Source organism: Pseudomonas mandelii, from assembly GCF_024138395.1.
GTDB classification, from domain to species: domain Bacteria; phylum Pseudomonadota; class Gammaproteobacteria; order Pseudomonadales; family Pseudomonadaceae; genus Aquipseudomonas; species Aquipseudomonas mandelii_E.
In genome coordinates this window covers 20,360-45,695 of the sequence record NZ_JAMYDU010000035.1, presented here as the reverse complement: position 1 = coordinate 45,695, position 25,336 = coordinate 20,360, and the positions used below count along the sequence as shown (strand labels likewise).

Annotated in this window: 27 protein-coding genes and 2 pseudogenes; 16 read left to right on the top strand and 13 right to left on the bottom strand. The window is 56.7% G+C overall.

Annotation, left to right across the window (positions count from 1 at the left end; genetic code table 11):
- Positions 1 to 301: 301 nt before the first annotated feature.
- The 3 genes from NHU87_RS26970 to NHU87_RS26960 all read left to right on the top strand — a co-directional run bounded on the left by NHU87_RS26970 (position 302) and on the right by NHU87_RS26960 (position 4,379).
- Positions 302 to 2,509, top strand: coding sequence for a type VI secretion system Vgr family protein (locus NHU87_RS26970; protein ID WP_253554223.1), 2,208 nt, complete (start codon positions 302 to 304; stop codon positions 2,507 to 2,509).
- Positions 2,506 to 3,504, top strand: a complete 999-nt coding sequence (locus NHU87_RS26965) for a DUF2515 family protein (protein WP_253554220.1) — start codon at positions 2,506 to 2,508, stop codon at positions 3,502 to 3,504. Before NHU87_RS26970 ends, NHU87_RS26965 begins: the two co-directional genes overlap by 4 nt.
- Before the next feature lie 62 nt (positions 3,505 to 3,566).
- A complete protein-coding gene (locus NHU87_RS26960; RefSeq protein ID WP_253554217.1) occupies positions 3,567 to 4,379 on the top strand; it encodes a hypothetical protein in 813 nt (270 codons plus the stop codon).
- Positions 4,380 to 4,442: 63 nt separating this feature from the next.
- Here NHU87_RS26960 and NHU87_RS26955 read toward each other — a convergent pair whose 3' ends face one another.
- Positions 4,443 to 4,625: a hypothetical protein gene (locus tag NHU87_RS26955; RefSeq protein WP_253554214.1), complete on the bottom strand. Its 183-nt coding sequence runs from the start codon at positions 4,623 to 4,625 to the stop codon at positions 4,443 to 4,445.
- Between NHU87_RS26955 and NHU87_RS26950 the strand changes: the two genes are divergently transcribed.
- Positions 4,615 to 5,010, top strand: coding sequence for a hypothetical protein (locus NHU87_RS26950; protein WP_253554212.1), 396 nt, complete (start codon positions 4,615 to 4,617; stop codon positions 5,008 to 5,010). The two genes, NHU87_RS26955 and NHU87_RS26950, sit on opposite strands and share 11 nt — an antisense overlap.
- A 221-nt stretch (positions 5,011 to 5,231) precedes the next feature.
- Here the strand turns inward: NHU87_RS26950 and NHU87_RS26945 are convergent, their stop codons facing one another.
- On the bottom strand, positions 5,232 to 5,528 hold the full coding sequence (locus NHU87_RS26945; protein WP_253554210.1) for a hypothetical protein: 297 nt from the start codon (positions 5,526 to 5,528) through the stop codon (positions 5,232 to 5,234).
- A gap of 502 nt (positions 5,529 to 6,030) precedes the next feature.
- On the opposite strand from NHU87_RS26945, the gene NHU87_RS26940 reads away from it, so the two are divergent.
- Positions 6,031 to 6,300: a DUF2790 domain-containing protein gene (locus NHU87_RS26940; protein WP_253554206.1), complete on the top strand. Its 270-nt coding sequence runs from the start codon at positions 6,031 to 6,033 to the stop codon at positions 6,298 to 6,300.
- Positions 6,301 to 6,335: 35 nt separating this feature from the next.
- A complete protein-coding gene (locus NHU87_RS26935) occupies positions 6,336 to 6,491 on the top strand; it encodes a hypothetical protein (protein ID WP_253554229.1) in 156 nt (51 codons plus the stop codon).
- Here NHU87_RS26935 and NHU87_RS26930 read toward each other — a convergent pair.
- Entirely contained in the window at positions 6,488 to 6,757 is a 270-nt protein-coding gene (locus tag NHU87_RS26930) for a DUF1652 domain-containing protein (protein ID WP_048393539.1), read from the bottom strand. The two genes, NHU87_RS26935 and NHU87_RS26930, sit on opposite strands and share 4 nt — an antisense overlap.
- 390 nt (positions 6,758 to 7,147) lie before the next feature.
- On the opposite strand from NHU87_RS26930, the gene eco reads away from it, so the two are divergent.
- Entirely contained in the window at positions 7,148 to 7,630 is a 483-nt protein-coding gene (gene eco / locus NHU87_RS26925; RefSeq protein WP_253554203.1) for a serine protease inhibitor ecotin, read from the top strand.
- 30 nt (positions 7,631 to 7,660) lie between these two features.
- On the opposite strand, the pseudogene ilvA reads toward eco, so the two are convergent.
- Positions 7,661 to 8,656 (bottom strand): annotated as a pseudogene (gene ilvA, locus NHU87_RS26920) (threonine ammonia-lyase, biosynthetic); the annotation flags it as partial.
- 361 nt (positions 8,657 to 9,017) lie between these two features.
- Between ilvA and NHU87_RS26915 the strand changes: the two are divergent.
- Positions 9,018 to 9,353, top strand: coding sequence for a DUF2834 domain-containing protein (locus NHU87_RS26915; protein WP_253554197.1), 336 nt, complete (start codon positions 9,018 to 9,020; stop codon positions 9,351 to 9,353).
- Positions 9,354 to 9,501: 148 nt separating this feature from the next.
- On the opposite strand, the gene NHU87_RS26910 is transcribed toward NHU87_RS26915, so the two are convergent.
- On the bottom strand, positions 9,502 to 10,980 hold the full coding sequence (locus NHU87_RS26910) for a RimK family protein (RefSeq protein WP_253554228.1): 1,479 nt from the start codon (positions 10,978 to 10,980) through the stop codon (positions 9,502 to 9,504).
- A gap of 200 nt (positions 10,981 to 11,180) precedes the next feature.
- Between NHU87_RS26910 and NHU87_RS26905 the strand changes: the two genes are divergently transcribed.
- Positions 11,181 to 12,278 (top strand): GNAT family N-acetyltransferase/peptidase C39 family protein, encoded by a 1,098-nt coding sequence (locus tag NHU87_RS26905; protein WP_253554195.1) that lies wholly within the window; start codon positions 11,181 to 11,183, stop codon positions 12,276 to 12,278.
- 149 nt (positions 12,279 to 12,427) lie between these two features.
- Here the strand turns inward: NHU87_RS26905 and NHU87_RS26900 are convergent, their stop codons facing one another.
- The gene (locus NHU87_RS26900) at positions 12,428 to 13,579 is read right to left on the bottom strand and encodes a PQQ-dependent sugar dehydrogenase (RefSeq protein ID WP_253554187.1); all 1,152 of its coding nucleotides are present in this window, start codon (positions 13,577 to 13,579) and stop codon (positions 12,428 to 12,430) included.
- A 51-nt stretch (positions 13,580 to 13,630) separates the two neighbouring features.
- Positions 13,631 to 13,990, bottom strand: coding sequence for a hypothetical protein (locus NHU87_RS26895; RefSeq protein ID WP_253554185.1), 360 nt, complete (start codon positions 13,988 to 13,990; stop codon positions 13,631 to 13,633).
- Positions 13,991 to 14,205: 215 nt separating this feature from the next.
- Here NHU87_RS26895 and NHU87_RS26890 point away from each other — a divergent pair, with 215 nt between their 5' ends.
- A complete protein-coding gene (locus NHU87_RS26890; protein WP_253554182.1) occupies positions 14,206 to 15,063 on the top strand; it encodes a Ku protein in 858 nt (285 codons plus the stop codon).
- A gap of 145 nt (positions 15,064 to 15,208) precedes the next feature.
- On the opposite strand, the gene lpxO is transcribed toward NHU87_RS26890, so the two are convergent.
- Positions 15,209 to 16,108, bottom strand: coding sequence for a lipid A hydroxylase LpxO (gene lpxO, locus NHU87_RS26885; RefSeq protein ID WP_253554180.1), 900 nt, complete (start codon positions 16,106 to 16,108; stop codon positions 15,209 to 15,211).
- 382 nt (positions 16,109 to 16,490) lie between these two features.
- Between lpxO and NHU87_RS26880 the strand changes: the two genes are divergently transcribed.
- On the top strand, positions 16,491 to 16,697 hold the full coding sequence (locus NHU87_RS26880) for a hypothetical protein (RefSeq protein WP_253554170.1): 207 nt from the start codon (positions 16,491 to 16,493) through the stop codon (positions 16,695 to 16,697).
- Between the two features lie 96 nt (positions 16,698 to 16,793).
- Here the strand turns inward: NHU87_RS26880 and NHU87_RS26875 are convergent, their stop codons facing one another.
- The gene (locus NHU87_RS26875; RefSeq protein WP_253554159.1) at positions 16,794 to 16,997 is read right to left on the bottom strand and encodes a hypothetical protein; all 204 of its coding nucleotides are present in this window, start codon (positions 16,995 to 16,997) and stop codon (positions 16,794 to 16,796) included.
- Positions 16,998 to 17,305: 308 nt separating this feature from the next.
- Here NHU87_RS26875 and NHU87_RS26870 point away from each other — a divergent pair.
- The 3 genes and pseudogenes from NHU87_RS26870 to NHU87_RS26860 form a co-directional block, all read left to right on the top strand.
- Positions 17,306 to 17,560 (top strand): annotated as a pseudogene (locus tag NHU87_RS26870) (integrase); the annotation flags it as partial.
- 5 nt (positions 17,561 to 17,565) lie between these two features.
- Complete coding sequence (locus NHU87_RS26865; RefSeq protein ID WP_080943075.1) at positions 17,566 to 19,155, top strand: ABC-F family ATPase; 1,590 nt, start codon at positions 17,566 to 17,568, stop codon at positions 19,153 to 19,155.
- Between the two features lie 287 nt (positions 19,156 to 19,442).
- A complete protein-coding gene (locus NHU87_RS26860) occupies positions 19,443 to 20,630 on the top strand; it encodes an MFS transporter (RefSeq protein WP_253554156.1) in 1,188 nt (395 codons plus the stop codon).
- Positions 20,631 to 20,786: 156 nt separating this feature from the next.
- Here NHU87_RS26860 and NHU87_RS26855 read toward each other — a convergent pair whose 3' ends face one another.
- Complete coding sequence (locus tag NHU87_RS26855; protein WP_253554151.1) at positions 20,787 to 21,824, bottom strand: alpha/beta hydrolase family protein; 1,038 nt, start codon at positions 21,822 to 21,824, stop codon at positions 20,787 to 20,789.
- A 169-nt stretch (positions 21,825 to 21,993) separates the two neighbouring features.
- Positions 21,994 to 22,605 carry an FMN-dependent NADH-azoreductase gene (locus NHU87_RS26850; protein WP_253554149.1) on the bottom strand — a complete coding sequence of 204 codons (612 nt, stop codon included), beginning with the start codon at positions 22,603 to 22,605 and terminating at the stop codon, positions 21,994 to 21,996.
- A gap of 130 nt (positions 22,606 to 22,735) precedes the next feature.
- Between NHU87_RS26850 and NHU87_RS26845 the strand changes: the two genes are divergently transcribed.
- Together NHU87_RS26845 and NHU87_RS26840 are read left to right on the top strand one after the other, a co-directional pair.
- Complete coding sequence (locus NHU87_RS26845) at positions 22,736 to 23,644, top strand: LysR substrate-binding domain-containing protein (protein WP_253554148.1); 909 nt, start codon at positions 22,736 to 22,738, stop codon at positions 23,642 to 23,644.
- Positions 23,641 to 24,000 (top strand): MmcQ/YjbR family DNA-binding protein, encoded by a 360-nt coding sequence (locus tag NHU87_RS26840; protein ID WP_008069285.1) that lies wholly within the window; start codon positions 23,641 to 23,643, stop codon positions 23,998 to 24,000. Before NHU87_RS26845 ends, NHU87_RS26840 begins: the two co-directional genes overlap by 4 nt.
- Before the next feature lie 6 nt (positions 24,001 to 24,006).
- On the opposite strand, the gene NHU87_RS26835 is transcribed toward NHU87_RS26840, so the two are convergent.
- Both NHU87_RS26835 and NHU87_RS26830 read right to left on the bottom strand, forming a co-directional pair.
- Complete coding sequence (locus tag NHU87_RS26835) at positions 24,007 to 24,435, bottom strand: DUF1294 domain-containing protein (RefSeq protein ID WP_253554147.1); 429 nt, start codon at positions 24,433 to 24,435, stop codon at positions 24,007 to 24,009.
- Positions 24,432 to 25,262, bottom strand: a complete 831-nt coding sequence (locus NHU87_RS26830) for an undecaprenyl-diphosphate phosphatase (RefSeq protein WP_253554146.1) — start codon at positions 25,260 to 25,262, stop codon at positions 24,432 to 24,434. The genes NHU87_RS26835 and NHU87_RS26830 overlap by 4 nt, the downstream gene beginning before the upstream one ends.
- Positions 25,263 to 25,336 lie beyond the last annotated feature (74 nt).

The following is a 25,336-nucleotide window of genomic DNA, read 5'->3' as shown; positions in this document are numbered from 1 at the left end:
TAGCTATGGAGCAAAAAGCGGCATAAACACCGTAACCGGTGTCCGGGATTACTTGACCAGATCAGCCTCGCTCCTACTGGATTTGCGCAGATACATCGATCGCGATTGAAACTGTAGGAGCGAGGCTTGCCCGCGAAGGCGATCTAACGGTTAAAAGCCCACATTCATTGGCCGAAACCCTGTAACTAGGGGTTTTCCCTATACTGCGCCCCCCCTGCACCTACGGCATTTGCGCCTTGAACGCGGCACTTTAATCCTGCACCATTCCGCCCCTGCTTTTTCAAAGGACGGAACTCAAGGCATGCTGGACGCAAACGCAACCCATATCTCCCTTACGCTCGAAGGCGTTTCCGTCGACCTGCAGGTGCTCAGCTTCGTCGGCCGCGAAGCCCTCAACCAGCCGTTCTGTTTCGACATCGAACTGGTCAGCGCCCGTCCCGACCTGAAACTCGAAGAGCTGTTGCACAAGCCCGGTTGCCTGACCTTCGGCGCCACCGGCCAGGGCAAAATCCATGGCTTGGTCTATCGCATCGAGCAAGGCGATTCCGGCAAAAGCCTGACGCGCTACAGCATCAGCCTGGTGCCGCAACTGGCCTACCTGCGACACAACCACGACCAACAGATTTTCCAGCAGTTGAGCGTGCCGAAGATCATCGCCCAGGTGCTCGAAGCCCGGGGCATTCTGGCCGACGCCTACAGCTTCCAGCTCGGCGCGATCTATCCCGAGCGCGTGTACTGCGTGCAGTATGACGAATCCGACCTGCACTTCATCCAGCGCCTGTGCGAAGAGGAAGGCATTCACTTCCACTTCCAGCACTCGGCCAACGGCCACAAACTGGTGTTCGGCGATGACCAGACAGTGTTCCGCAAACTGGCGCCGGTGCCCTACCAGCAAGACTCCGGCATGGCCGCCGAGAAACCGGTGATCAAGCGCTTCAACCTGCGCCTGGAAACCCGCACCACCCGCGTCAGCCGCCGCGACTACGACTTCGAAAAACCACGGCTGCTGCCTGAAGGCGCGGCCAAAAGCGCATTCGCCCCGGACCTCGAAGACTACGACTACCCCGGCCGCTTCACCGACCGCGCGCGCGGCAAGCAACTGGCGACCCGTGCCCTGGAACGCCATCGCAGCGACTACCAACTCGCCGAAGGCAAAGGCGACGAACCGACCCTGGTCAGCGGCCACTTCATGGCCCTGAGCGAACACCCGCGCGCCGAATGGAACGACCTCTGGCTTCTGCTGGAAATCGTCCACGAAGGCAAACAGCCGCAAGTGCTCGGCGAGAACATCACCAGCGACGTCACCCATAACAAGGACGACTTTCACCAGGGCTACCGCAACCGCTTCCTCGCCACGCCGTGGGCCGCGCATTACCGGCCCGCCCTGGAACACCCGAAACCCAAAGTGCTGGGCAGCCAGACCGCCATCGTCACCGGCCCGCCGGGCGAAGAAATCCACTGCGACGAATACGGCCGGGTCAAGGTGCAGTTTTTCTGGGACCGCGAAGGTCAGTCCGATGACAAAACCAGCTGCTGGCTGCGCGTCGCCACCGGCTGGGCCGGCAACGCCTACGGCGGCATCGCCATCCCGCGGGTCGGCATGGAAGTACTCGTCACCTTCCTCGAAGGCGACCCCGACCAGCCACTGATCACCGGCTGCCTGTACCACAAGGAAAACGTCGTCCCTTACGACCTGCCGGCGAACAAGACCCGCAGCACCTTCAAAACCCTCAGTTCCCCGGGCGGCAAAGGCTACAACGAGTTTCGCATCGAAGACAAAAAAGGCGCGGAGCAAATCTACCTGCACGCCCAGCGCGACTGGGATGAAAACATCGAGCACGACCAGAAGATTCGCATCGGTAATGAGCGGCATGACACCGTTGAAGCGAATGTTTTTAGTGAGTTCAAGGTGGAAGAGCATCGCCTTACTCATCTCGATCGCAAGACCGAAGCGCGGGCGGATGATCACCTCACCGTTGGCGTGACTCAGCATTTGAAGGTGGGGACGGCGAAGTTTGTCGAGGCGGGGCAAGAGATTCACTACCACGCCGGGGAGAAGGTGGTGGTTGAGGGTGGGATGGAGCTGACGGCCAAGGCTGGTGGCAGCTTTGTGAAGATTGATGCGGGTGGTGTGACGATTAGTGGGGCGGAGGTCAAGACCAACTCGGGCGGTGGGCCGGGGGCCGGCACTGGGATTGGCATCCTCGACCCGCTGACTCCTGTCATTGCCGATCAAGCTCGTGCAGGTAGCTTGCTCAAGTCGAAAGTTAGTGAACGATACGACGAACAACTTAAATTCGTTACGCGCCGTGGGCAACCTGTGAAATCTGTAAAAACAGCTTTGATTGTGCCGTCCGAAACAGCACCGCAAATATCGAAAAGCGACGCTAACGGCCTCCACCCTCGCGTGCAAACAGACGCCGAAGAACCGGTAAAAGCCCACCTGGTGTGGGATGAATTGATTGTGCCTTCTGGTGCAGATGACTATGAGGCGAGCAGAAAGAAATGAGTGCTCAACCAATTACGACCTTTAAAACCAATGACAAAGAATGCTCTGTCCACGAAGTCGTCTTGGGCTGCGATAAGCTGTGGGCTATGGGGCAAGAAGAAGCCATACGCCGCTTAAGCAAAAAACGCTCATCGGGCTCGAACAAGTACGAACTGATTTCGGACTTTAGCGCTCGCGCCGCGAGGATTGCCGCCGCTTACGCCAGTTTCTATCTTGAACAGGGCGAAGATGGAAAACCGGAACTCAAGGGCCGTTTCTATTGGATGGGCCTTGCGGCATTTGCCAGCAAGCAAGTGAAATGCGGTCTGGACTTTATTCCGAATGATCCTTATCTGGCACTGACGCCCCCTGTAGTGCAACCACCACTACGCATTGGTAAAAGCGCACTGGGAAAAGGCAATTTTTGGTTGTTTCAGGACATCTTTGTCTGGCATTGGTTTTACAGTAAATATAAAGAACAGTTCGATGAGTGTGCGCCTGAGCGTAATGCGCGTAGTTGCGAGGGACAGATCAAGACCAACATTGATAGCTTGCCTTGGGCTGATGAGGCGCTTGCTACGCTTGGCAATTTGCATGTTACGGATGATGTAAAAAAAGGTTTTGAAGCCATCAGCTTATTCGAGGGCTTACCCGATAGCCCGGATCGAAGAGATGCGCAACTAGCTTCCCTCATAGCAATTGCAGATCACGAACAACGAAAAATCCTACAGCCGTTAATTTATGAAAACAAACCGTTTAGGGCAACATTAAAAGTCCAGGCGGGTTTCGAATGGGCTCCCTTTGTCCCGGTAAGAGTTGCAGCATTTAGCACGGCATGTGACGTAAAAAACCCAGAGCTCAGGGTGCAGATGTCGGAAGGCAATTTATATGACGAAAGTGATCGAATGAAATTCATCGGCGCCATCGCAAAGCAATACCATAAGCTGATGGGAACACGAAAAGGCTACATGGAAGCCGAGATACGCACTATCTCAACCTGGGCAAGCGCGCAATGAAACTTTACTGGATAGTCACCTCTTTCGTTATTCTTACTGCATGCAGTGACAGTGAATCAAATATGAAAAACAAAATAGCACCTATTGAAATAACCCTTCATGCTCCCATACAGAATATTTTAGATAGCAGCACGACTGAATTCTCCCAAGAGTGCATGAAGGACTTGGAACTATGCTGGTATAAAATAGACAGATCAGCAAATGACCAAAATCTCCCTGATGTCTTAGTAAAAAATGCTACCAGCACGATCGACATCGAAAAAGCGACAAATATTACAATAGCAATTGACGAAAGAGTCGGAAATAGCATAGAGAACATAGACATCACTCTAAGAGGCCTTCCGGATAACAGCACCCACGAACAATACAGAGACTTTATTTTTCAATTAATTAAAAACATAAAGTCATCTGGCTGGAAACGTTACTATTTTCCTAGTGCACCGCGCATCTCGGGATCACAAGCAGCAAAGATTGATACTCCCGACAAGGTACTGGGACATTACACATCGAGTCATCCTTGGTTAGATCCCGATTTCCTAACGGATATCGACCACTGGCTGAAAATTAGTCCCTTTTACAACTGGTACTTCTACAACGAAGGGGCATATCTGCATCTGAAGGCTTGGCGCCACGATTCCAAAGACAACCCGACTAAAACAGGCACCTATCTGATCACCATGGAATTCATGACCGAGAGGGAGTATTGGGTATCAGGATTTAGTGAAGATAAGGATAAAGCTCGATGGACAGAGCTGCTGCCAGCGCGCTTGAAAAGCTATCAAGAAACACGTCGCATCATAGAAGAAAAGGCTCGTGCCAAGGGCATAGAAATAGATGAATCCTATCAGGACCCACCCATTCACGCGCTGAAATGATAAATGATTCAGATACAGACGCGCCCCCACATCGCCCACACAAGTCTAATGAGATAACACTTTTTAATAAACAAACCAGCGGCTCACTGTCGCTGGTTTGTTTGTAAATATCTGGCGATAAACAGGCACTTTCCAGCCCATCATCCGCTGCTGCGCAACCTGCAACAGAGCCAACAAATAAAGCGCTTGAGCAAAGTTCGGCCCGCCCCAGCTCAATGCAAATATTAGGAATGAAATGAAATTCATTCATTTGGGCATAGTAGTCCTACTTGCAACCAGCCCTGTTTTTGCACAATCGCCCAAGCCAATTATTAGCTGTCTTTTGTCGGACGGAACACGGGCATCATTGGTAGCTGAATTATCTGCAGACGGTAAACGTCTATTTGTGAATCTCGACAAAAAGACACAGCCCGCGTTCACCGATATGCCCGACACTGATTTTTTCGGGGTAGTGATCATGGCGAAGTGCGCCCCCTCCAGTTTGATATTTGCGCTCAACTATGGCTCGCCATATTTGAAAGGTGTTGTTTTACGCAAAACCCTCTCAGTCATTCCATCGAACGAATCGATTTTGCAGAGAAGTCCCTGCCCCGCTGTCTTTATCGTGGGCAAGAGCAAATGCGGCTGGTGATTCCAAATATCGGGAACGAGGTCTCTGGAAAATTTCTGGTCTATGACTATTTCGCAGGAAAAGGGCAATCAGAGGAGGCAGGTAGTGTTGATGTTCGGCCAGACACCCATGGGTTCAAGGTTTTACGCCTGAAATGAACGTTTCATCCCATCGACTGCCGTCGGATATCTAGCTTCAAAGCCTACCCCACAGGAGGCAGGCTTGTTTTTGAAGGTGCAGCGTCAGATCGGCGCTTTCCACCCCATCATCCGCTGCTGAGCAACCGTCAACAGATCGCAACCATCCTGAGTCAGCAGATAAAGCGCATGGGTAATGTGCGGAATGTCCTGAACATCGCCATGCTTGAAGCATAGGCAGTGGAGCGTTTCAAGTAACTGGCTGGAGGCTCGGATGCGCTGCAACGCGGCTTCGAGAATATCTTGGGGATTGGCTTCTGTGTCGATCACCAAGGGATTTGAGTCGGTAATGCTGCTTTTAATTGAACGATAACGATCTGGAAACGGATCTAAAGTTTGCATAGTGATTACTCGATTGTTTGTAAGTAACCGCCAGCACCGTGACCAAACGATGGAGGCGGACTGTGTACAGGCTTGGTCAACCGATAACAACCAACCGGCTCGCCCGAAGGCGTCCCGCACACAGCCGCCATAGAACGCACTGCGAGGACAAAGATGTCCGCAGGGCGAATGATGGCACATATGTGCGTTGTTATCAGGTGACCAAACCTGTTCGCTGATTTTGCAGCGATGCCAAACAGTAATCGCTACAAGTCAAGCGCCGAAAGACGACAAGGCATCCAAGCGTGTAGGAACGAGCCGAAGCTCCCTCAGTTTTTTTACCTACATGAAACCTCTGTCAGAAACTCCTCACGACAGGCGGCATGCAACCGGGTTAACCATCGCTTAACCCCACGGTCCAAAGCTTTACTGGACCGCACGCCCTCAGCCCCGTCTGACGCCCAGTGCGGCAGGTTCGACGTTCTTCAGTCGAACTGACGTCCCTCTGCACTGGAGACCCACCATGAACATGCAAACACTACTGATAACCACCGCCCTCGCCTGCACCGCGTTCGCAGGTTTCGCTCAGGCCAACGAGACGCCGTCGTCCCAGGCCGTGCCCTATCGCTACGGCATGCCGCTGCATGTGGGCAAGGTGATTTCCATGACCGAGCCGTCGACGCTGGACTGCAAAGTGGTCACGGCCAACATGAAATACATCGATAGCGTCTCGGGCAAGCCTGCGGAAATCACCTACCAAAAATTTTCTGACGCGTGCAATTATCAGAACTGACAGAAGGTTCTGATTCGGCACTGGGCGGTAGGCCTGTGAGGGGGCCGACGCTATGCTTCGGCGTCTCCCTCACTGCCGAAAGTCATGCCGGGCCGGGTATTTTGCTGGCGATACTGGTGGAGTTGGCACTGGGCCTGGGGTTTATCCAGACCCGGCGTGTGTTGGTCGAACTGGGTGAAACGGCCGGTTAATGGGCTTTTGACGTCGGGTGCAACAGCTGGCTATGCCGGTTGTGCTCAAGGTCGGTGCGTAACTCGGCGATCAGATTGTTGATCTCCCTACATCCATTGAGGCGTTGAGCATCTATGCCGGTGACGCACAGGTCGAGATGGTCAGTCTCGACGTCTGAATACACCTTGACGGTCATCGACAGGTCCGGCGACAGCGTGCATTGGCAGCGTTTCGGGAGAAAACTGCTTTCAACGATATTGCGTAGTTCCAAGGCAGAAAGAAACATGGCCACCCTCTCGGTTTGTGAGATTGCCAATCAAAAATCAATGTCGGTCGGAGCTCGAATCGCCCGTTGTATTTCTTCCTTGGGGAACCTCATTGTTTCAGCGTCCCAACCGTCTTCTTGTTTCAGCGCTGACTCAGTAAGGATCGTGGCCAGCTCAAGACAGCTTTAGCATAAAACATGCCCGAGATTTCGCTCTGCGCCTCGTCGGCAAATCAAGGATTTGGGAGAAATGGCAATACATCGCGTCATGCAAAATGCAAGAAAGGGCTGTTTCAAGGCCTGCATTTTGCAAACACCCCGATGGCGGGTTTGCATTGGGTGAGGACGGCAGTGAGAATACGGCCCATTCATTCAGTATCCGCTGACCCCACACACACGCAAGGAGGCATTATGGGTGCTTTGCCGCTTAACAGGACCGTCGGGCTGATAATTGCCGTTTTGTCGTCCGTAGCCCACGCCGCAACCCTGGAAGACGTCGCGCCGTATCCCAAGCCTGAGAGCGGCTTTACCCGCCAGGTCATTCATCTCACCCCGCACCAACAGGAAGAGGGTTATGAAATCGAGATTCTGGCCGGCAAGACCCTGACCGTCGACTGCAACCGTCAGCGCCTGGGCGGCATGCTTGAGGAAAAGAACCTTGAAGGGTGGGGTTACCCGTATTACCGGCTGGAAAACGTCATCGGCCCAATGAGTACGCGGATGGCGTGCCCGGGCGGCAAGAGCAAAAAGGACTTCGTGCCGGTTGTCGGTGACGGTTTCAGGCTGCGTTACAACAGCAAGCTGCCGATCGTGCTCTACGTGCCCAAGGACGTCGAAGTGCGCTACCGGATCTGGTCGGCGTCGAGCCATGTCGAGAAAGCCGTTCAGGAATAACCGGCCCAGCCCTCACGCCGACACGCCGCTCAACGCGGCACGCTCGGCCACATGCCGCAAACTGTCGAAATTGATGTTCGCGCCGGAGTCGATGGCCACCAGGGTCCGCCCCCTGGCACCGGTGCGTGCCACGTATTGCTTGATCCCGGCCACGGCCAAGGCGCCCGAAGGTTCGGTGATCGAGCGGGTATCGTCGTAGATATTCTTGATGGCGGCGCAGAGTTCGTCGTTGCTGACGGTCATGACCTCATCGACGCAAAACCGGCAGACCTCAAAACCATGAGCGCCGATTTCAGCGACAGCCACGCCATCGGCGAAGGTGCCGACGGTTGGCAGCACGACCCGTTCGCCAGCCTGCAATGCAGCCTGTAAACAAGCGGAGTGTTCCGATTCAACGCCGATGATGCGGACTTCAGGACGCAGGTATTTGACATACGCGGCGATACCGGCGATCAAGCCACCGCCGCCCACCGGAACGAAGATCGCGTCCAGCGGCCCTTGGTGTTGGCGGAGGATTTCCATGGCGACGGTGCCCTGCCCCGCGATCACGTCCGGGTCGTCGAAGGGCGAGACAAAGGTGCGACCGGTTGTCCGTGCGAGGTTCAGCGCATATTCCAGGGCAAACGGAAAACTCTCGCCGTGCAACACCGCATCGGCACCCCGGCTGCGAACCCCGAGTACTTTCAATTCCGGTGTCGTGCAGGGCATGACAATGGTGGCGGCAATCCCCAACTCCCGGGCCGCCAACGCTACGCCTTGGGCATGATTGCCCGCCGAGGCGGTGATCACGCCACGGGCCTTCTGTTCGTCGTTCAGGTTCACCAGTTTGTTGTAGGCGCCACGAATCTTGAAGGAAAACGTCGGTTGCAAGTCTTCGCGCTTGAGCAGGATCTGATTGCCCAACGCCTCGGACAAGGCCGGAGCCGCTTGCAACGGCGTGCGCACGGCGAGTTCGTAAACCGGCGCGGCGAGGATTTTTTTCACGTAGTGCTCAAGCAAGCTCTGCTGGGCGGGGGTGCTGCTCATGGTCGTCTCCTTTACGGTATCCGGTTTATGCGGTCGGTGTAGGAGCTGCCGCAGGCTGCGATCTTTGCTTTTGAAGATCAAAAGATCGCAGCCTGCGGCAGCTCCTACGCGGGTTGCATGTGCCCGGTAAGCTCAGAACCCAAGAGACAGAAAGTAAAAACCCGCCTCTAGGGCGGGTTGGGTGCTGCAGTCATGAGCTAGCCCGCCAGATAAGGAATGGCGGTAATAATGCTTGGCTGGCAGCGCAATACGGTGGAAGTCATGGCTGGAAATTAGCCGGACGCTGATGGCAAGTCAATAGCCAATTTTCAACGACCGCTGTAGGCTGGCGATTCTGCTCATTGTCCCAAGGAAGGAAACCATGAACTCTGTCGCCCTGCCCCTCATTGCCCTGATCGCCTTCGCCGGTTACACCGTTTCGGTGATGCTGCACGCAGAGCAGTCGTTGCTCGACTTCGGCATCAGCCTGATGTCGCGGCCCGATACCGCGCAGGTGGTGATCGATTTGTACCTGTTGGCGACGCTTGCCGGTATCTGGATGTACAAGGATGCGCGCAAGCGTGGGCAGTCGGGTTTGTCGGTGGTTCCCTATCTGTTGGTGACGGCGATTTTTGTGTCTGTCGGGCCGTTGTTGTATCTGGTGGTGCGGGGTCTTCAGGAACGGAAAAACTCTGGCGAGGAAGCACAAGAGGCCTGATTCAGGAGTTGTTGTGCTATTGATATCGCCTTCGCGAGCAAGCCCGCTCCCACATGATCTTCTGTGAACACATAATTTGTGAACACCCGAGATTAAATGTGTGTGCGGGCTTGCTCGCGAAGGCGATCTGACGCGTGCCAACGGCGACTCACCAGGCTTGACCGCGACGCTTCAGTTCGAGCCGGCGGACGAATTCTTCCAGCACTAACGAATACAGATCGTCCTGCAAGTAGGCGTCTTCGATGCCGGCGTCCATGTTCGGGTTGTCGTTGACTTCGATCACCACCACTTTGTCGCCGGACTGTTTGAGGTCGACGCCGTAGAGGCCGTCGCCGATGAGGTTTGCGGTTTTCACCGCCAGATCAACCACCGCTCGCGGTGCTTCGTGAACCGCCAGGGTGCGGCATTCGCCGTTGATGTCCTGGCCTTTGGCCTTGTGGTTGTAGATCTGCCAGTGGCCCTTGGACATGAAGTACTGGCAGGCAAAAATCGGTTTGCGATTGAGCACACCAATGCGCCAGTCGTACTCGGTGTAGAAAAACTCCTGGGCGAGCAACAACACCGAGTGCTCAAACAGCTCGGCAGTCGCCTCGAGCAAGGCTTGCTGGCTTTCGACCTTGATGACGCCTCTGGAAAAGCAGCCGTCGGGAATCTTCAGCACCAGTGGAAACCCCAAACGCTCGCCCACCCGCTCAAAATCTTGCGGTCGTTCCTTGTAGAGGATTTCAGTGGCGGGCATGCCCAGTTGGTGGCTCTTGAGCAGGTCGGTCAGGTACACCTTGTTGGTGCAGCGCAAGATCGACGCCGGGTCGTCCATCACCACCAGACCTTCGCTCTCGGCTTTTTTCGCGAAACGGTAGGTGTGGTTGTCGACGCTCGTCGTCTCGCGGATCAGCAGCCCGTCGTATTCGGCGATTCGGGCGTAGTCCTTGCGTTCGATCAGCTCGACATCGATGCCTAACGTCTTGCCGACCCGGACGAAATTCTCCAGCGCCCTAGGGTTGGACGGCGGTAGCGCTTCTTGCGGGTCGTGCAATATTGCCAAGTCATAACGGGCTAGACGCCGGGAACGCGGCATGCGCCAGATCTTGCGACTGAAACTGTCCAGCGCATTAGCGAACTGATCTTCCTGATCTTCACGCAACTTATGCAAGGCGCCGGACTTTACCCCTTCAACGTGCCAACCGTTAGTTCGACGAAACTCAACTAATAATATCGGACAAGGAAACACTTCAAATAACTGCCGTGCCAGATCCTGCAACGGCTCGATAGGAGTCTTGCCGAAATACAGTGTCAGGGTAAAACCTTCGGTATCGCTGTAAAGATGATTGCTGAGGGCCTTTTCCAGGGTTTTATCCAGATCGTCCAGGGCCAGACCGTACAGGGATTTTCGAGTCAGTTCGCTGATGGTCCGCACCGACGGGATAACCTTGTGCCCTCGCGCTTCGGCCAGCAGCGAGCAGTAATAACCGTGCCCAAGATACTTGTAACTGCGGCACAGATTGATCACCTGGACCCGTTTGCCCTGCTCGTTGGCGCGGGTCTGTTCGAGGTACTCCTGGGCGGTGACGATGTCTTCGCTGGGAAAGTAGGAGGCCCAGTCTTCCTTGCGCTCGACGATGATCATCAACTGGCTGGAAGTTCTGATCGAGCCATTTAAATAGTTTGCAGAAGTTATTGCTGCCGGTAACTTTTGCTCAGATACTTCGCGCCAATGGCCTTGTACCGCTGACATAGTGATTGATCCGTTGGAGAACAAGACCTTTCCTATTAAGCACGAACTTTTTCGAAAGTCCCGTTTCATTACGCAACTTTTACGGCGGCCATATGAACCCTGTTTTTCGCTTGGCGGTAGTTGAAGACATACCGGCATTGCTGGCACTCGAACAGCAATGTTTCACCACGGATCGGCTCAATAGCCGCAGCTTTCAATGGATGATCACGCGGGCTCACGGGCAATTGCTGGTGGCCCAACGTGGCGAGCATTTGCTCGGTTATGCGGTGGTGCTGTTTCACCGGGGCACGTCACTGGCGCGCCTGTATTCGATTGCGATTGGCCTTGATGCTCGCGGCAGTGGACTGGGCAAACGATTGCTCGAACGTGTCGAGGCCTGCGCCCTTGAGCACGACTGCGCCTACCTGCGATTGGAGGTGCGTATCGACAATCGCGCAGCGATTGCCCTGTATGAACGCAACGGCTACCGACGTTTCGCATTGATTCATGACTATTACCAGGACCATGCTGACGCGCTACGACTGGAAAAACGGATCCTCCAGCACCGCGACTCACGCAGCATCAAGATGCCTTACTACCCGCAGACCACCGAGTTCACCTGCGGTCCGGCCTGCCTGTTGATGGCCATGGGCGCGCTGCAAGAGGATCGAGCACTGGAGCGCAGCGAAGAACTGCAAATCTGGCGCGAGGCGACCACGGTGTTCATGACGTCTGGCCATGGTGGCTGCAGCCCTCAAGGTCTGGCGCTGGCGGCGTGGAGGCGTGGCTTTCGGGTTCGGCTGCAACTGAGCATGGCTGGGCCGCTGTTTCTCGACGGTGTACGCGATGCGCATAAAAAAGACGTAATGCGCCTGGTACACGAGGAGTTCACGGCGCAATTGCAAGATACCGACGTGGAGCGAATGATTGGCGGACCACTGGATCTGCCACGGTTATTGCACGATGGTGGACAGCCGCTGGTATTGATCAGCAGCTATCGCCTGACCCGTTCCAAGGCGCCGCACTGGGTGTGCGTCACCGATTGCGATGAAGAGTTCGTCTTCCTGCACGATCCGGATGTGGACCACAGTCAGCATCGTCAGCCGATGGACTGCCAGCACTTGCCGGTCAGCCATGGAGAGTTCGACAAAATGTGCAGTTTCGGGCGGGGAAAGCTGCGGGCAGCGGTGATTCTGTATGCTCCACGGTGAAACTCCCTGTAGCAGCTGGCGAAGCCTGCGTTCGGCTGCGCAGCAGTCGTAAAATGATCCACCCCGGTGGCTCAGGTAGACCGAGGCGCCAAGATAGACGACTGCTGCGCAGCCGAACGCAGGCTTCGCCAGCTGCTACTGGGAGTTGGTTACTTCAAACCAACCTTGTACAGCACCCCGTCATCTTCATCGGTCAACACATACAAATACCCATCCGGCCCCTGCCGTACATCGCGAATACGTTTGTTGAGTTCACCGAGCAACCGCTCTTCGTGAACAACTTTGTCTCCATCGAACTGCAGGCGAATCAGCTCCTGGCTCACTAGCGCACCGATAAACACGTTGTGCTGCCAGGCCTTGAAGCGATCGCCGTCATAGAAGGCCATGCCGCTCAGGCCGGGGGAATTTTCCCAGACATGGTGCGGGCCCACAGTGCCTTCGGCGGTTTCGCCCTTGGCTTCCGGGACAGGCAGGCCGGAATAGTTGATGCCGTGGGTTGCCATCGGCCAGCCGTAATTTTTGCCTCGTTCAATGATGTTGATCTCGTCACCGCCCCGGGGGCCGTGCTCGTTTTCCCAGAGTGTGCCGCTCCAGGGGTTGAGGGCCGCGCCTTGCGGGTTGCGTTGGCCGTAGGACCAGATTTCCGGGCGAACGCCTTTTTGCCCGACAAAGGGATTGTCCTTCGGCACCTTGCCGTCCGGATAGAGCCGCACGATCTTGCCTTGCAGCTTGTCGAGGTCCTGCGCCGTGGGCCGGTCGTTATTCTCGCCCAGGGTGATGAACAGATAACCGTCGCGGTCGAACACCAATCGCGAGCCGAAGTGATTGCCAACCGAGAGCTTGGGCTCCTGACGGAAGATCACCCTGAAATCCTTGATCGCCGTCAGGTCATCCGACAACCGTCCGCGCCCGACCGCCGTGCCGGCCTTGCCGCCTTCACCGCCCCCTTCGGCGTAAGACAGATAGACCATGCGGTCTTGCTTGAAATCGGGCGACAACACCACATCGAGCAATCCGCCCTGCCCCTTGGCCCAGACCTGAGGCACGCCATTGAGCGGACCCGAGAGTTTGCCGTCAGCGCTGACCAGCCGCAGGTTGCCGGGTCGCTCGGTCACCAGCATCCCTTGGCGGTCGGGCAGAAACGCCAGCGCCCAGGGATGCTCCAGGCCTTTAACGATTGGCGTGAGCTCAAGGGTGCCCTGTTCGCTTTTAAAATCCTGTGTGGGCGCCGCGAGGGCGGGCGCCGTGACTGTCAACAACGCGCTGGCACAGAAAGTGGCCAAGAGGGTTTTACGCAACATGCACGATTCCTTTTGTCGTCAATAGGGCTGGCAAGACTTCTGTCCTGCCGTTCAACGGTAGTTGCGGTCCGAGTCCCGGGGCGGTGGATTGGGAATGAATTTCGGTTGGCCAGTGGGCGCCGGTCGATCTTGCGGATAGCGATTGCCGATACCGCCGTTATCGAGCGTTGGCGGTCGTGGCACAGGCACCGTGCTCGGCCCACGGATCACGGGAATGTTGGGTTGCGTGCCTTGCATGCTGTTGGGATTGGCCCGGCGAATCGGGTTGTTGTAGGGATTGTTATTGGTGCTGCCCGGCAGGTTCTGCGCCAGCAGCAAGGGCGAGGACAGCGATGCAGCGTCTGCCAGAGCCAAAGGGCTCAGTACGCCACTCAATGCCAGCGCGATGACGCCGAGCACACATCGGTTCATGGGGACCTCTCTAAATGAGCGTGCCATGCTTCATGGATGAATAGAGCCACGCTACGCCCAGGGTCCGGATTTGTTAACTAAAACCTCCGCCACAAGATGTAACACGAGGTTAATCGTACCGCCGATCCGCCCGCAGGACCGGGCCGCCGCCGACTGAAACTTTTGCTCTTGGCCACAGGTCACCTGAACATCAATCGACTGACGAGAGCACGACGATGGCACGGGCAATCTGGAAAGGCGCAATCAGTTTCGGTCTGGTGCACATCCCCGTGGCACTGGTCTCGGCGACGTCTTCCCACGGGGTGGATTTCGACTGGCTCGACAGCCGCAGCATGGAGCCGGTGGGCTATAAGCGCGTGAACAAAGTCACTGGCAAGGAAGTCACCAAGGAGCACATCGTCAAAGGGGTCCAGTACGAAAAGGGGCGCTACGTGGTGCTTAGCGAAGAGGAGATTCGTTCGGCCCATCCCGTGTCGACCCAGACCATCGACATTTTTGCCTTTGTCGATAGCGAGCAAATCCCCCTGCAAAACATCGATACGCCTTACTACCTGGCCCCGGATAAACGCGGCGGCAAGGTCTATGCGCTGTTACGCGAAACGCTCAGCAGAACCAACAAGGTCGCCCTGGCCCGCGTTGTTTTGCACACCCGCCAGTACCTGGCCGCCCTCATGCCGCTGGAATCAGCCATGGTGCTGGTGAAGCTGCGCTGGCCCGCCGAGGTGCGCAGCCTTGCTCAACTGGAACTGGGCAGTGAAGTGACCAAGCCGGATCTGGCCAAGGGTGAGCTCGATATGGCCAAACGGCTGGTGGAGGACATGAGCGCCGACTGGACGCCCGAGGAGTACCGCGACAGCTTCGAAGAAAAGATCATGGCGCTGGTCGAGACGAAGGCTCATGAAGGCAAGATCGAAACCGTCGAAACCGCTACGGGTGAAGAGGAACGCAAGACGGCCGATGTTATCGATTTGACTGAACTGCTCAAACGTAGTCTTGGTGGCAGGGGTGGCGGTAAAACGGCCAAAGCCAAATCTACTGCGGAGAAGAAACCTACGAAACGGTCTAGTGGCTGACCGATCATTAGGCGGTGAAAATACTGGCCTCTTCGCGGGCAAGCCCGCTCCCACAGGTTCGGCGACGTTCACAGAATTTGTATTCGACGCGGATACTGTGGGAGCGGGCTTGCCCGCGATGGCGTCATGCGCCACACCGCAAAACTCAGATCAAAACAAAAATCGCCAGCAACCCAGCAAAAACCGCCCACTTCTCCAGGTAGTAGCGAGTGCGGTTACGTTTCTTGAGCGCTTTGCCGCGCAGGCGAATCTTGTAGATTCTGGCGAACAATCGGTTGATGCCACCAACCTTGTCGCCCGCATCGTTCGGCGCGCCCGCCGCCGCCATCACCGTGCGGCTGAACCAACGATTGAACGCCGCCGCCCAGCGATACTTCATCGGCCGCTCGATGTCACAGAACAAGATGATGCGGTTCTGCGCGGTGGTGTTTTCGGCGTAATGAATGAAGGTCTCATCGAACATCACCGCTTCGCCGTCGCGCCAATGGTAGTTCTCACCGTCGACGTTGATGTAGCAGCCGGCATCGTTCGGCGTTTCCAACCCCAAGTGATAACGGTAGGAACCGGCATATGGATCGCGGTGACGGACCAGTTTCGAACCCGGTGGCAGTTCGGCGAACATCGCTGCCTTGATCGAGCCGATGCTTTGCACCAGTTCAGTCGTGCGCGGGCAAAGCTTCGCGGCCGACGGGTGACTGTCGCCATACCATTTGAGATAGAAACGCTTCCAGCCACTTTTGAAAAACGAATTGAAACCAACGTCGTCGTATTGATTGGAACGCTTGATCTGCCCGGCCTTGAGCAGATTCTGGCCTTCGGCGCGAATCTCTTCCCAATGAGCCTGCAAAGGGCTCAAGTCGGGAAAGTCTGCCGGGTCTAGATAAGGCTTGTTGGGCGTTTTGGAGAACAGATAAAGGAAGCAATTGATCGGCGCCAGAAACGTAGAGTGGTCGCTTAGTTGGCGGCCTAATTTGTGGCGCACTTTTCCACGCAAGTGAACATACGCGACGGAGATGACATAAATAGCGGTAATGATGAGTTTCACGAAAATCGTCACACGTCAGAAAGTGAACAAACTGCGTCCCGATGGCGCGTTCTTGAGCCATGCCGATGGTCGGCATGATGATGAAAGATGGCATTTTAGCCACACTTTGTAACTAATAGTTAACCTTCAACTGTGAAAATGTGTGCACGTCAGGAGCGCGGATCATCCAGTTAGTTGGAACCGTTCTCTCGATAGTAGCTTCATGCCATACCACCATTCGTCGCCTATGTAAACATGGCGTCCAATACGCGACAGTGTCTGGCTCAGGCTTTGCAGAAGCCGGACGTAGCAGCCCCAGAACGACGTAATTCTGACGCGACTGCAATTAAATTAACGCTTAGGACTCCAGCGAAACGCTTGGTCAGTCACCGGGAGATGTAACGTGTCAACTCTCAATGAAATCGCAGCGAACCACGCGAGAATGGCTAAGGCAAAAGAAGAAGAGTCGACCGGACTGAATGAGCGGCACCTGCAAATAGTGGGAAGTTTCGAAATCCCGTCCATTGATGAACAACAGCACATTCCACTGCACCTCATCACTGGAGGGCAGGACAACCACCTCGGACAAGCCACTGGCTACGTGCTCTGAGTCTCGACCTGGTTCAGTCGCTGGTTTTGTCGCACGCCGCTCAGCGTGCGACAAAGCAGAGTTTCAACGGCTGCCAGCCAGTCGATCTTTACCGGATCAGTTGCCTCGGCTGAGCTGCACATTCTGGCTTGTGCATTCGGAGGTGCTAACAGTACCCATGAAAGCATTCATCTTCACGGCACACTTCTCGATGTTCAAGCCATTACGCCCATCGCTCGATATGTTGGTGACATAGGGGCCAGCAGTTGTGCAGCCGGCCAAAACAGCAAGCAAGCCCAAAGCAATGATATTGAGTTTCATATGAGTCCTTTCGAGCAGTGGCCGGAGCCAATTGGTTCGCCGAAACGGCTCAGTAAGCAATAGTCGATAACTTCAGGAACGCCAGTATCCCGAGGTCTGGAGCGGATAGCGCGCAGGAAGCACTGCGCTTGGGAAATGTTATTGGTGCCCACCCTGACCAACTGCTGGCCATTCAGTAATCCATCTGAAACACACCTGGCCGGGCAAGCGGAGCTGACTTTACCCACAGCAGCGCCCAGTGTCCCGAACACAACGCTGAACAAAAATAACATTCGCCAGACCCCGGTTCTGCACGAACCCAGGGCCGAACCTTGAAGAAGCCTGCGACACGTTATCGCCCACCGTACAACTGCCGTCACACTTATGCGACAATATGCGCAACGTCTGGCATGAATCCCGCCTTTTTTGCCCAACAGCTTGGACACAGCGTCCAGATGCTGCTCTCGACTTATGCGCGCTGGTTGAACGCTAGCGGTGACTGGGGAGAGATGGAGAGAAACTCCAGAATGTCCCAGGTATGGCCCAAGCGCCAAATGCGCAGCTCGCAACCCATTGATAGGTAAAGTAATTGATCTCCACAGCTAACATCACGATGCAGTTCGGCGCCAAGCCGCTATTCGAAAACGTTTCGGTCAAATTCGGCGCCGGCAACCGCTACGGCCTGATCGGCGCCAACGGTTGCGGCAAGTCGACCTTCATGAAAATCCTCGGTGGCGACCTCGAGCCGTCCGGTGGCCAGGTCATGCTCGAGCCGAACGTGCGTCTGGGTAAGTTGCGCCAGGATCAGTTCGCCTACGAAGAATTCACCGTGATCGACACCGTGATCATGGGTCACGAAGAGCTGTGGAAGGTCAAGGCCGAGCGCGACCGCATCTACTCGCTGCCGGAAATGACCGAAGAAGACGGCATGGCCGTGGCCGAGCTGGAAACCGAATTCGCCGAAATGGACGGCTACACCGCCGAATCCCGTGCCGGTGAATTGCTGTTGGGTCTGGGTATCGGCATCGAGCAGCACTTTGGCCCGATGAGCGAAGTGTCGCCGGGCTGGAAACTGCGCGTGTTGCTGGCGCAGGCACTGTTCTCCGATCCTGAAGTGCTGTTGCTCGACGAACCGACCAACCACCTGGACATCAACACCATCCGCTGGCTGGAAAACATTCTGACCCAGCGCTCCAGCCTGATGATCATCATCTCCCACGACCGTCACTTCCTGAACAGCGTGTGCACCCACATGGCTGACCTGGACTACGGCGAGTTGCGCCTGTTCCCGGGCAACTACGACGAGTACATGACCGTGGCGACCCAGTCCCGCGAGCAACTGCTGTCGGACAACGCTAAGAAGAAAGCGCAGATTTCCGAGCTGCAATCGTTCGTCAGCCGCTTCTCGGCCAACGCCTCGAAAGCCAAGCAAGCGACCTCCCGCGCCAAGGCGATTGACAAGATCCAGCTGGCCGAAGTCAAGCCTTCGAGCCGTGTGAGCCCGTTCATCCGTTTCGAACAAACCAAGAAGCTGCACCGTCAGGCGGTCATCGTCGAGCGCATGGCCAAAGGCTTCGACGGCAAGACCCTGTTCAAGGACTTCAGCTTCCAGGTTGAGGCCGGCGAGCGCGTGGCGATCATCGGCCCGAACGGTATCGGTAAAACCACCCTGCTGCGCACCCTGGTCAACGAACTGACCCCGGATGCCGGTACCGTGAAGTGGACCGACGCCGCGGAATTGGGCTACTACGCCCAGGACCACGCTCACGACTTCGAAGACGACTGCAACCTGTTCGACTGGATGGGCCAGTGGACCCAGGGCGGCGAGCAAATCGTTCGCGGCACCCTCGGTCGCATGCTGTTCTCCAACGACGAGATCCTCAAGTCGGTCAAGGTCATCTCCGGTGGTGAGCAAGGTCGCATGCTGTTCGGCAAGCTGATCCTGCAAAAGCCGAACGTGCTGATCATGGACGAGCCGACCAACCACTTGGACATGGAATCCATCGAGGCGCTGAACCTGGCGCTGGAGAACTACCCGGGCACGCTGATCTTCGTCAGCCACGACCGTGAGTTCGTATCGTCTCTGGCTACCCGCATCATCGAACTCAGCCCTAGCGGCGTGATCGATTTCAGCGGCACCTATGACGACTACCTGCGTAGCCAGGGCGTTGTGTTCTAAATAGCTGCTGAAACAGAAAAGCCCTGTCCTGGTGACAGGGCTTTTTGCATTTCAGGGCCAAGGGATGATTGGGTGCTGACACCTTCGCGGGCAAGCCTCGCTCCTACAGGTCCCGAGTTGTTCACATTACGCGTGAACGACACAAAACCGTAGGAGCGAGGCTCGCCCGCGAAGAGGCCCTCGATAACGCTGAAAAATTCAAAGGCCAATATAGTTAGCCTGCTTCCTTTTATTCCCCACCCACGCCATGATGCTGTTCTCCTGCCGCCGCCCGCGAACGAGCGCTCATGTCTGTGCAGCAACTGCCCCCGCAAAGCTCCGTTGCGATCACTCTGCAGATCGTCTCCATCGTTTTCTATACCTTTGTTGCCTTCCTCTGCATCGGCTTGCCGATTGCGGTATTGCCGGCGTATGTGCATGAACAGTTGGGGTTCAGCGCCATCGTGGCGGGGCTGACTATTGGCTCGCAGTACCTGGCCACTCTGCTCAGCCGGCCCATGGCCGGACGGCTGTCGGACAGCATCGGAACTAAACGGGCGATTGTTTACGGGTTGTCGGGGATTGCGTTGAGCGGCGTGCTGACACTGCTGTCGACCCTGCTGCAAAGTCTGCCGTTGTTGAGCCTGATCATCTTGATCGCTGGCCGCTTGTTGCTGGGGATCGCTCAAGGGTTGATCGGGGTCGGCACGATCAGTTGGTGCATGGGCAAGGTCGGTGCCGAACACACGGCACGTTCGATTTCCTGGAACGGAATTGCCTCATACGGCGCTATCGCCATCGGCGCGCCGCTGGGCGTGGTGATGGTCGCCGAACTGGGGTTCGCCAGCCTCGGGATCGCGCTGTCGTTACTGGCCTTGATGGCGCTACTGTTGATCCGCAACAAACCTTCGGTGCCGGTGATTCGCGGCGAGCGCCTGCCGTTCTGGGCGGTGTTCGGGCGTATTGCCCCCTTCGGCGCGAGCCTGAGTCTGGCGTCCATCGGTTACGGCACACTCACCACTTTTATTACCCTGTATTACGTCAGCCTTGGCTGGAGCGGCGCGGCTTATTGCCTGACGGTATTCGGGGTCTGTTTCATTCTGGCGCGGCTGTTGTTCATATCCAGCATCAACCGTTTCGGCGGCTTCACCTCGGCCATCGCCTGCATGACCATTGAAACTGTGGGGCTGGTCCTGCTGTGGCTGGCGCCTTCGACGGGTTATGCCTTGATCGGCGCCGGCCTGACCGGGTTCGGCTTGTCCCTGGTGTATCCGGCGCTGGGGGTGGAAGCGATCAAGCAAGTGCCCAATTCCAGTCGCGGAGCAGGATTGGGTGCTTATGCGGTGTTTTTCGATCTGGCGCTGGCGATTGCCGGGCCGCTGATGGGTGCCGTGGCGTTGAACCTGGGGTATTCGTGGATTTTCTTTAGTGCGGCGTTATTGTCGATAACCGGACTCAGTTTGACCTTATTACTGAAACACCGCGCGATGGATTAACCCCACCGCCCTGTAGCAGCTGGCGAAGCCTGCGTTCGGCTGCGAAGCAGTCGTAAATTCAGTCTTCGCAGTATTTCAGGAAGACCGTGTAAAAGCTTCACGACTGCTTCGCAGCCGAACGCAGGCTTCGCCAGCTGCTACAAAGGTTTGTATTGTTTACTGATCCGCGGTCTGCATACCGGCGCGGGTGGGTTTGCCCAAGGCATGGGCGAAGAACCGTCCGGCTTCGGAAATCATGTTGCGGTGAATGTCCTTGCGGTCGACGCCGTCGGCATCGGTGCACAGCGCCGGCATGGCGGCAATCTGTTCTTCGTTGCACGGTGCCATGAACACGAAATGCCCTGCCCCGGCCAGCAATTTGAAGTCCGGTGCGGTCGGCAATTTGCGTGCAAGCGCCGCAGCGTTTTTGTCGAACGCCACCAGTTTGTCGCCATCGCCGCTGTACAGCAGCACCGGCACATGCACGTCGGCCAGGGTATGGCGGCCGAACTTCAGACTCAGCGGCGCCATCAGCAACAAGGCATGCACGCGCGAGTCCGCCACTGGCTGCAAGTCATCGCGGTCGACAATCAGTTCGCCTTGCGTGTTGCAGGCATCGTGATCATCCGGGCGCTCCTGGCAATAACGGCGCAGGCGATCCAGATCCGGAGTGGCGCCGGACAGGATCAGCGCAGTCTCACCGCCCGCCGAATAGCCAATCACCCCGACCTGCCGGGCATTGACGAAAGGCGCGAGCATCCGGTCGCTCAAGGTCGCGGTAATGGCTTCGGAGATCTGGATCGGCCGCCCATACAGGTTGCTCAAGGTGCCGAGACGGCTGTGGTCTTTGGAGTTGTCGCCAGGATGGATCACCGCCACCACCACAAAGCCCTTGCGTGCCAATGAGGTGGCGAGGTCGTGCAGGGCCAGCGGGGTTCCGGTGTTGCCGTGGGACAGCATCAGCATCGGAAAACGTCCGATGGCGACTTTGATGTTTTCACCCGCTTCGACCGTGTAGCCCTCGAGCGTGCTGGAATGTTCCTTTTCACTGGACGGGTAAAAAGCGATGGCACGCATCGGCTGCAAGTCCAGCGGATCGAGGAACGTCATCTCATGGAAACCGACGCTCCAGTGAGGATGTGGCGCAGACGCGGCGTGCACCAAACTCAGACTGCCGAGCAGGCAAATCAGCAGCGTTGCACAAAGACGCACCATGGGATGCCCCACCTTGTTACTGACCGCGGATGTCAGCCCTCGATCGCATAACCCGGGCCAGAAACTGATAACCGCCAGAAACAAAAAACTCCGTACCTGGCCATCACGATGACCAGAATACAGAGTTTCAGGGGTATTGCCCGAGCTGTTTGACGTCTTTACGCACGCCTTACGCGGCGGCGAACATTTGCTCGCGGATGTGCGCTTGAGCGTCGCTCATGGCTTTGGTGCGCACTTCATCACCGTAGGCCAGGCCATGGGCGCGGACGAACTCGATGTCGGTGATGCCGATGAAGCCGAACAGCACTTTCAGATAATCTTCGTGCGCAACACCGGTCGCTTGACCGGCATGCAGACCACCGGCAGTCGAGACGATGACGACTTTCTTGCCGCCGCACAGGCCTTCAGGGCCGGCTTCGGTGTAGCGGAACGTCTGACCGGCTACGGCGATGCGGTCGATCCAGGCCTTGAGTTGGGTCGGGATGGAGAAGTTGTACATCGGCGCGGCAATCACCACAGCATCGGCGGCGAGGAATTCGGCCAGAGTCGAGGCACTCAGATCCGCTTCGTGCTGTTGCGCGGCGTTGCGCAGTTCAGCGGCGGTGCCAGCGGCGACCAGGGTGGTGGCGGAGAAATGGCTGATGGCATCGGCGGCCAGATCGCGGTAAGTCACCACAACGCCAGGCTCGGCGGCTTGCCAGGTTTTGACGACTTCGCCGCTCAGCTGACGGGAAGCCGAGTTGTCACCCAGAATGCTCGAATCGATATGCAGTAATTTCATGTGGGATCTCCAAGGTGAGGATCGCCACCGGGCGATCTGATGGAGACAATCCTACCGACGAAACCAATGGCTGATTAGTCGGCAACAATGCGATAGTTCGTCCCATTGATAGAACAGTCGAGTTTAAATCATGCAGGACCTTAACGACCTCTACTACTTCGCCAAGGTGGTCGAAGCCGGTGGCTTCGCGGCAGCCGGGCGTTTGCTGGGCATTCCCAAGTCGCGGTTGTCGCGACGTATCGCCGAGCTGGAAGAACGCCTGGGCGCGCGCCTGCTGCAACGCACCACCCGCCAACTCAACTTGACCGCCGTGGGCGAGCGTTACTTGCGCCATTGTCAGGCGATGTTGCTGGAGGCCGAGATGGCCGATGAAGCGGTGGCCAGTATGTCCAGCGAACCCCGAGGGCGCTTGCGAGTGTCCTGCCCCGTGGGGTTGGCTCACCAAATGCTGCCTGGGGTGATCAGTCACTTCCTGGAGAAATTCCCTCAGGTTCAGCTGGAGGTCATGTTGCTCAACCGTCGGGTTGACCTGATCAACGAAGGCGTCGATGTCGCCTTGAGGGTGCGGGATCTGGGTGATGAAGATCCATTGCTGGTCACCCGCCGCCTGCGTCAGGCCCAAATGCTGATGGTTGCCAGCCCGGCATTTATGCTCGGCCGTCAAATCAATCATCCCGAAGACCTGAAAAACCTGCCCGTGCTCGGCGCTCTGGAAACCGATCGCATGGTGCACATTCGCATACTTGATCAACAGGGCAAAAGCTACGACCTGAGTCTCGAAGCGCGATTGGGCTGCGAAGATTTCATCGTGCGCAAAGCCTGCACTCTCAACGGTCAGGGCTTTACCATGCTGCCCATGATGTATTGCGAGCAAGAGCTGGAAAACGGTTCGCTGGTGCAACTGCTGCCCGACTGGTCATTGCCGGGCGGCTGGCTGCAAGCCGTCTACCCTCATCGACGCGGGGTGATGCCGGCGGTGCGTGCCTGGATCGACCATTTGGTCGAATCATTCAATGTTTGCGGGGACAGACTGTTATGAAAGCGGGACGAATGAGCGAAGAGGACGTCGCGCAATATTGCCTGGCGCTGCCCGGCGCGCGGGAGGATTACAAGTGGGGTGGCGTGCGGGTGTTTTCGATTGCCGGGAACAAGATGTTCGCCTTGCAGAACCTGCGGGGACAGTCCCTGGCGTTCAAGGTCGACAAGGACCTTTTCCTGGGCCATTGCGACCGGCCGGGCATTCACCCGGCGCCGTATCTGGCCCGGGCCCAGTGGGTCATCATGGAAACGCCCTACCCACTGGGCACCGAGGAACTGCAAGGCTTGCTGCAACGTTCCCACCAATTGGTGGTGAGCAAATTGCCCAAACGCACGCAGGTCGGCTTGCTGCTTTAAAGCGCTTTAAAACAGCGCAAACAGGTTAGCGCCCAGAAACAGCTGGTCGATCCAGAACACCTGATGCATCAGCACGATGAGCCAGAACACCAACTGAAACGAGACTTTGCGGGTCTTGTGCCGAAACGCTTGCTGGGCCAGCAAGGCGCCCGGCCAACCGCCCGCCAGCTCCACCGCGTGCAAGACGTTCTCCGGCGTGCGCCAGCTGTCGGCGCGGGCCTTGTGCTTGTCGCTCCAGTACAGAAAAAACGCCAGCACGCTGACGATGCCGTAGGCCGCGAGGGGAATCATCGACACCCCGCGCAGCCACAGCGACACCGAGCCAAACAATGGCACTGCGCACAGCGCAACGAATACCAGCAGTTTCAGCCGCAGGTTCTGAATGGCGCCCCCGGACTTGCGCCCGGCGTTGTTGCGCGAGCTGGAGTCATTCATGGCTTGACTGCTGTCCAGTCGACCCAACCGAATTGCCAGGTGGCCAGGATCACCAGACCGAACACAATGCGATACCAGGCGAATGTCGCGTAGCTGTGACTGGCAATGAATATCAGCAAACCACGGACGGCGATCATCGCAAAGATGAAGGCCGTGATGAAGCCAATGGCAAACACCGGAAAATCAGCCGGCACAAACAGATCGCGGTATTTATAGCCGGAGTACACCGCCGCGCCGACCATGGTTGGCATGGCGAGGAAGAACGAGAACTCGGTGGCCGTCTTTCGCGATAACCCGAACAGCAAACCGCCAATGATTGTCGAGCCGGAACGCGAGGTCCCCGGGATCATCGCCAGGCATTGGGCGAAGCCGACTTTCAGGGCATCTTTCCAGGTGATGTCATCAACGCTTTCAGCATGCACTTCATGCTGGCGGCGTTCGGCCCACAACATGACGATCCCGCCCACGACCAATGCGGTGGCCACGGTAATCGGGTTGAACAGATACTCGTGGATCAGATCGGCGAAAATCACCCCCAATACCACGGCCGGCAGGAAAGCAATCAACAGGTTCGCGGTAAAGCGTCGAGCGCTGGGCTGCGTCGGCAAACCGATGACCACGTCGAAGATCTTGCGGCGGAACTGCCAGACCACAGCGAGGATCGCGCCGAGCTGAATGATGATGTTGAAGGCCATGGCCCGCTCACCGCCGAAGTTGAGCAAGTCCGCCACAATGATCTGGTGCCCGGTACTGGAAATGGGCAAGAACTCCGTCAGCCCTTCTACCACGCCTAAAATCAATGCCTGAAAGGCCGTCCAAAGATCCATCAATCCCCCAAGAAGCCATGCCCCCAGGCATGCTTCGTCAATAATTTATAAGCGCTGACTGCGATCAACCCTGG

Excerpts from the sequence above, each read along its gene's own strand:
- NHU87_RS26970 (WP_253554223.1), top strand. The coding sequence starts at position 302 with ATGCTGGACGCAAACGCAACCCATATCTCCCTTACGCTCGAAGGCGTT.
- NHU87_RS26965 (WP_253554220.1), top strand. The coding sequence starts at position 2,506 with ATGAGTGCTCAACCAATTACGACCTTTAAAACCAATGACAAAGAATGC.
- NHU87_RS26960 (WP_253554217.1), top strand. The coding sequence starts at position 3,567 with ATGAAAAACAAAATAGCACCTATTGAAATAACCCTTCATGCTCCCATA.
- NHU87_RS26950 (WP_253554212.1), top strand. The coding sequence starts at position 4,615 with ATGAAATTCATTCATTTGGGCATAGTAGTCCTACTTGCAACCAGCCCT.
- NHU87_RS26955 (WP_253554214.1), bottom strand. The coding sequence starts at position 4,625 with ATGAATTTCATTTCATTCCTAATATTTGCATTGAGCTGGGGCGGGCCG.
- NHU87_RS26945 (WP_253554210.1), bottom strand. The coding sequence starts at position 5,528 with ATGCAAACTTTAGATCCGTTTCCAGATCGTTATCGTTCAATTAAAAGC.
- NHU87_RS26940 (WP_253554206.1), top strand. The coding sequence starts at position 6,031 with ATGAACATGCAAACACTACTGATAACCACCGCCCTCGCCTGCACCGCG.
- NHU87_RS26930 (WP_048393539.1), bottom strand. The coding sequence starts at position 6,757 with ATGTTTCTTTCTGCCTTGGAACTACGCAATATCGTTGAAAGCAGTTTT.
- eco (WP_253554203.1), top strand. The coding sequence starts at position 7,148 with ATGGGTGCTTTGCCGCTTAACAGGACCGTCGGGCTGATAATTGCCGTT.
- NHU87_RS26915 (WP_253554197.1), top strand. The coding sequence starts at position 9,018 with ATGAACTCTGTCGCCCTGCCCCTCATTGCCCTGATCGCCTTCGCCGGT.
- NHU87_RS26910 (WP_253554228.1), bottom strand. The coding sequence starts at position 10,980 with ATGATCATCGTCGAGCGCAAGGAAGACTGGGCCTCCTACTTTCCCAGC.
- NHU87_RS26905 (WP_253554195.1), top strand. The coding sequence starts at position 11,181 with ATGAACCCTGTTTTTCGCTTGGCGGTAGTTGAAGACATACCGGCATTG.
- NHU87_RS26900 (WP_253554187.1), bottom strand. The coding sequence starts at position 13,579 with ATGTTGCGTAAAACCCTCTTGGCCACTTTCTGTGCCAGCGCGTTGTTG.
- NHU87_RS26895 (WP_253554185.1), bottom strand. The coding sequence starts at position 13,990 with ATGAACCGATGTGTGCTCGGCGTCATCGCGCTGGCATTGAGTGGCGTA.
- NHU87_RS26890 (WP_253554182.1), top strand. The coding sequence starts at position 14,206 with ATGGCACGGGCAATCTGGAAAGGCGCAATCAGTTTCGGTCTGGTGCAC.
- NHU87_RS26875 (WP_253554159.1), bottom strand. The coding sequence starts at position 16,997 with ATGAAACTCAATATCATTGCTTTGGGCTTGCTTGCTGTTTTGGCCGGC.
- NHU87_RS26860 (WP_253554156.1), top strand. The coding sequence starts at position 19,443 with ATGTCTGTGCAGCAACTGCCCCCGCAAAGCTCCGTTGCGATCACTCTG.
- NHU87_RS26855 (WP_253554151.1), bottom strand. The coding sequence starts at position 21,824 with ATGGTGCGTCTTTGTGCAACGCTGCTGATTTGCCTGCTCGGCAGTCTG.
- NHU87_RS26850 (WP_253554149.1), bottom strand. The coding sequence starts at position 22,605 with ATGAAATTACTGCATATCGATTCGAGCATTCTGGGTGACAACTCGGCT.
- NHU87_RS26845 (WP_253554148.1), top strand. The coding sequence starts at position 22,736 with ATGCAGGACCTTAACGACCTCTACTACTTCGCCAAGGTGGTCGAAGCC.
- NHU87_RS26840 (WP_008069285.1), top strand. The coding sequence starts at position 23,641 with ATGAAAGCGGGACGAATGAGCGAAGAGGACGTCGCGCAATATTGCCTG.
- NHU87_RS26835 (WP_253554147.1), bottom strand. The coding sequence starts at position 24,435 with ATGAATGACTCCAGCTCGCGCAACAACGCCGGGCGCAAGTCCGGGGGC.
- NHU87_RS26830 (WP_253554146.1), bottom strand. The coding sequence starts at position 25,262 with ATGGATCTTTGGACGGCCTTTCAGGCATTGATTTTAGGCGTGGTAGAA.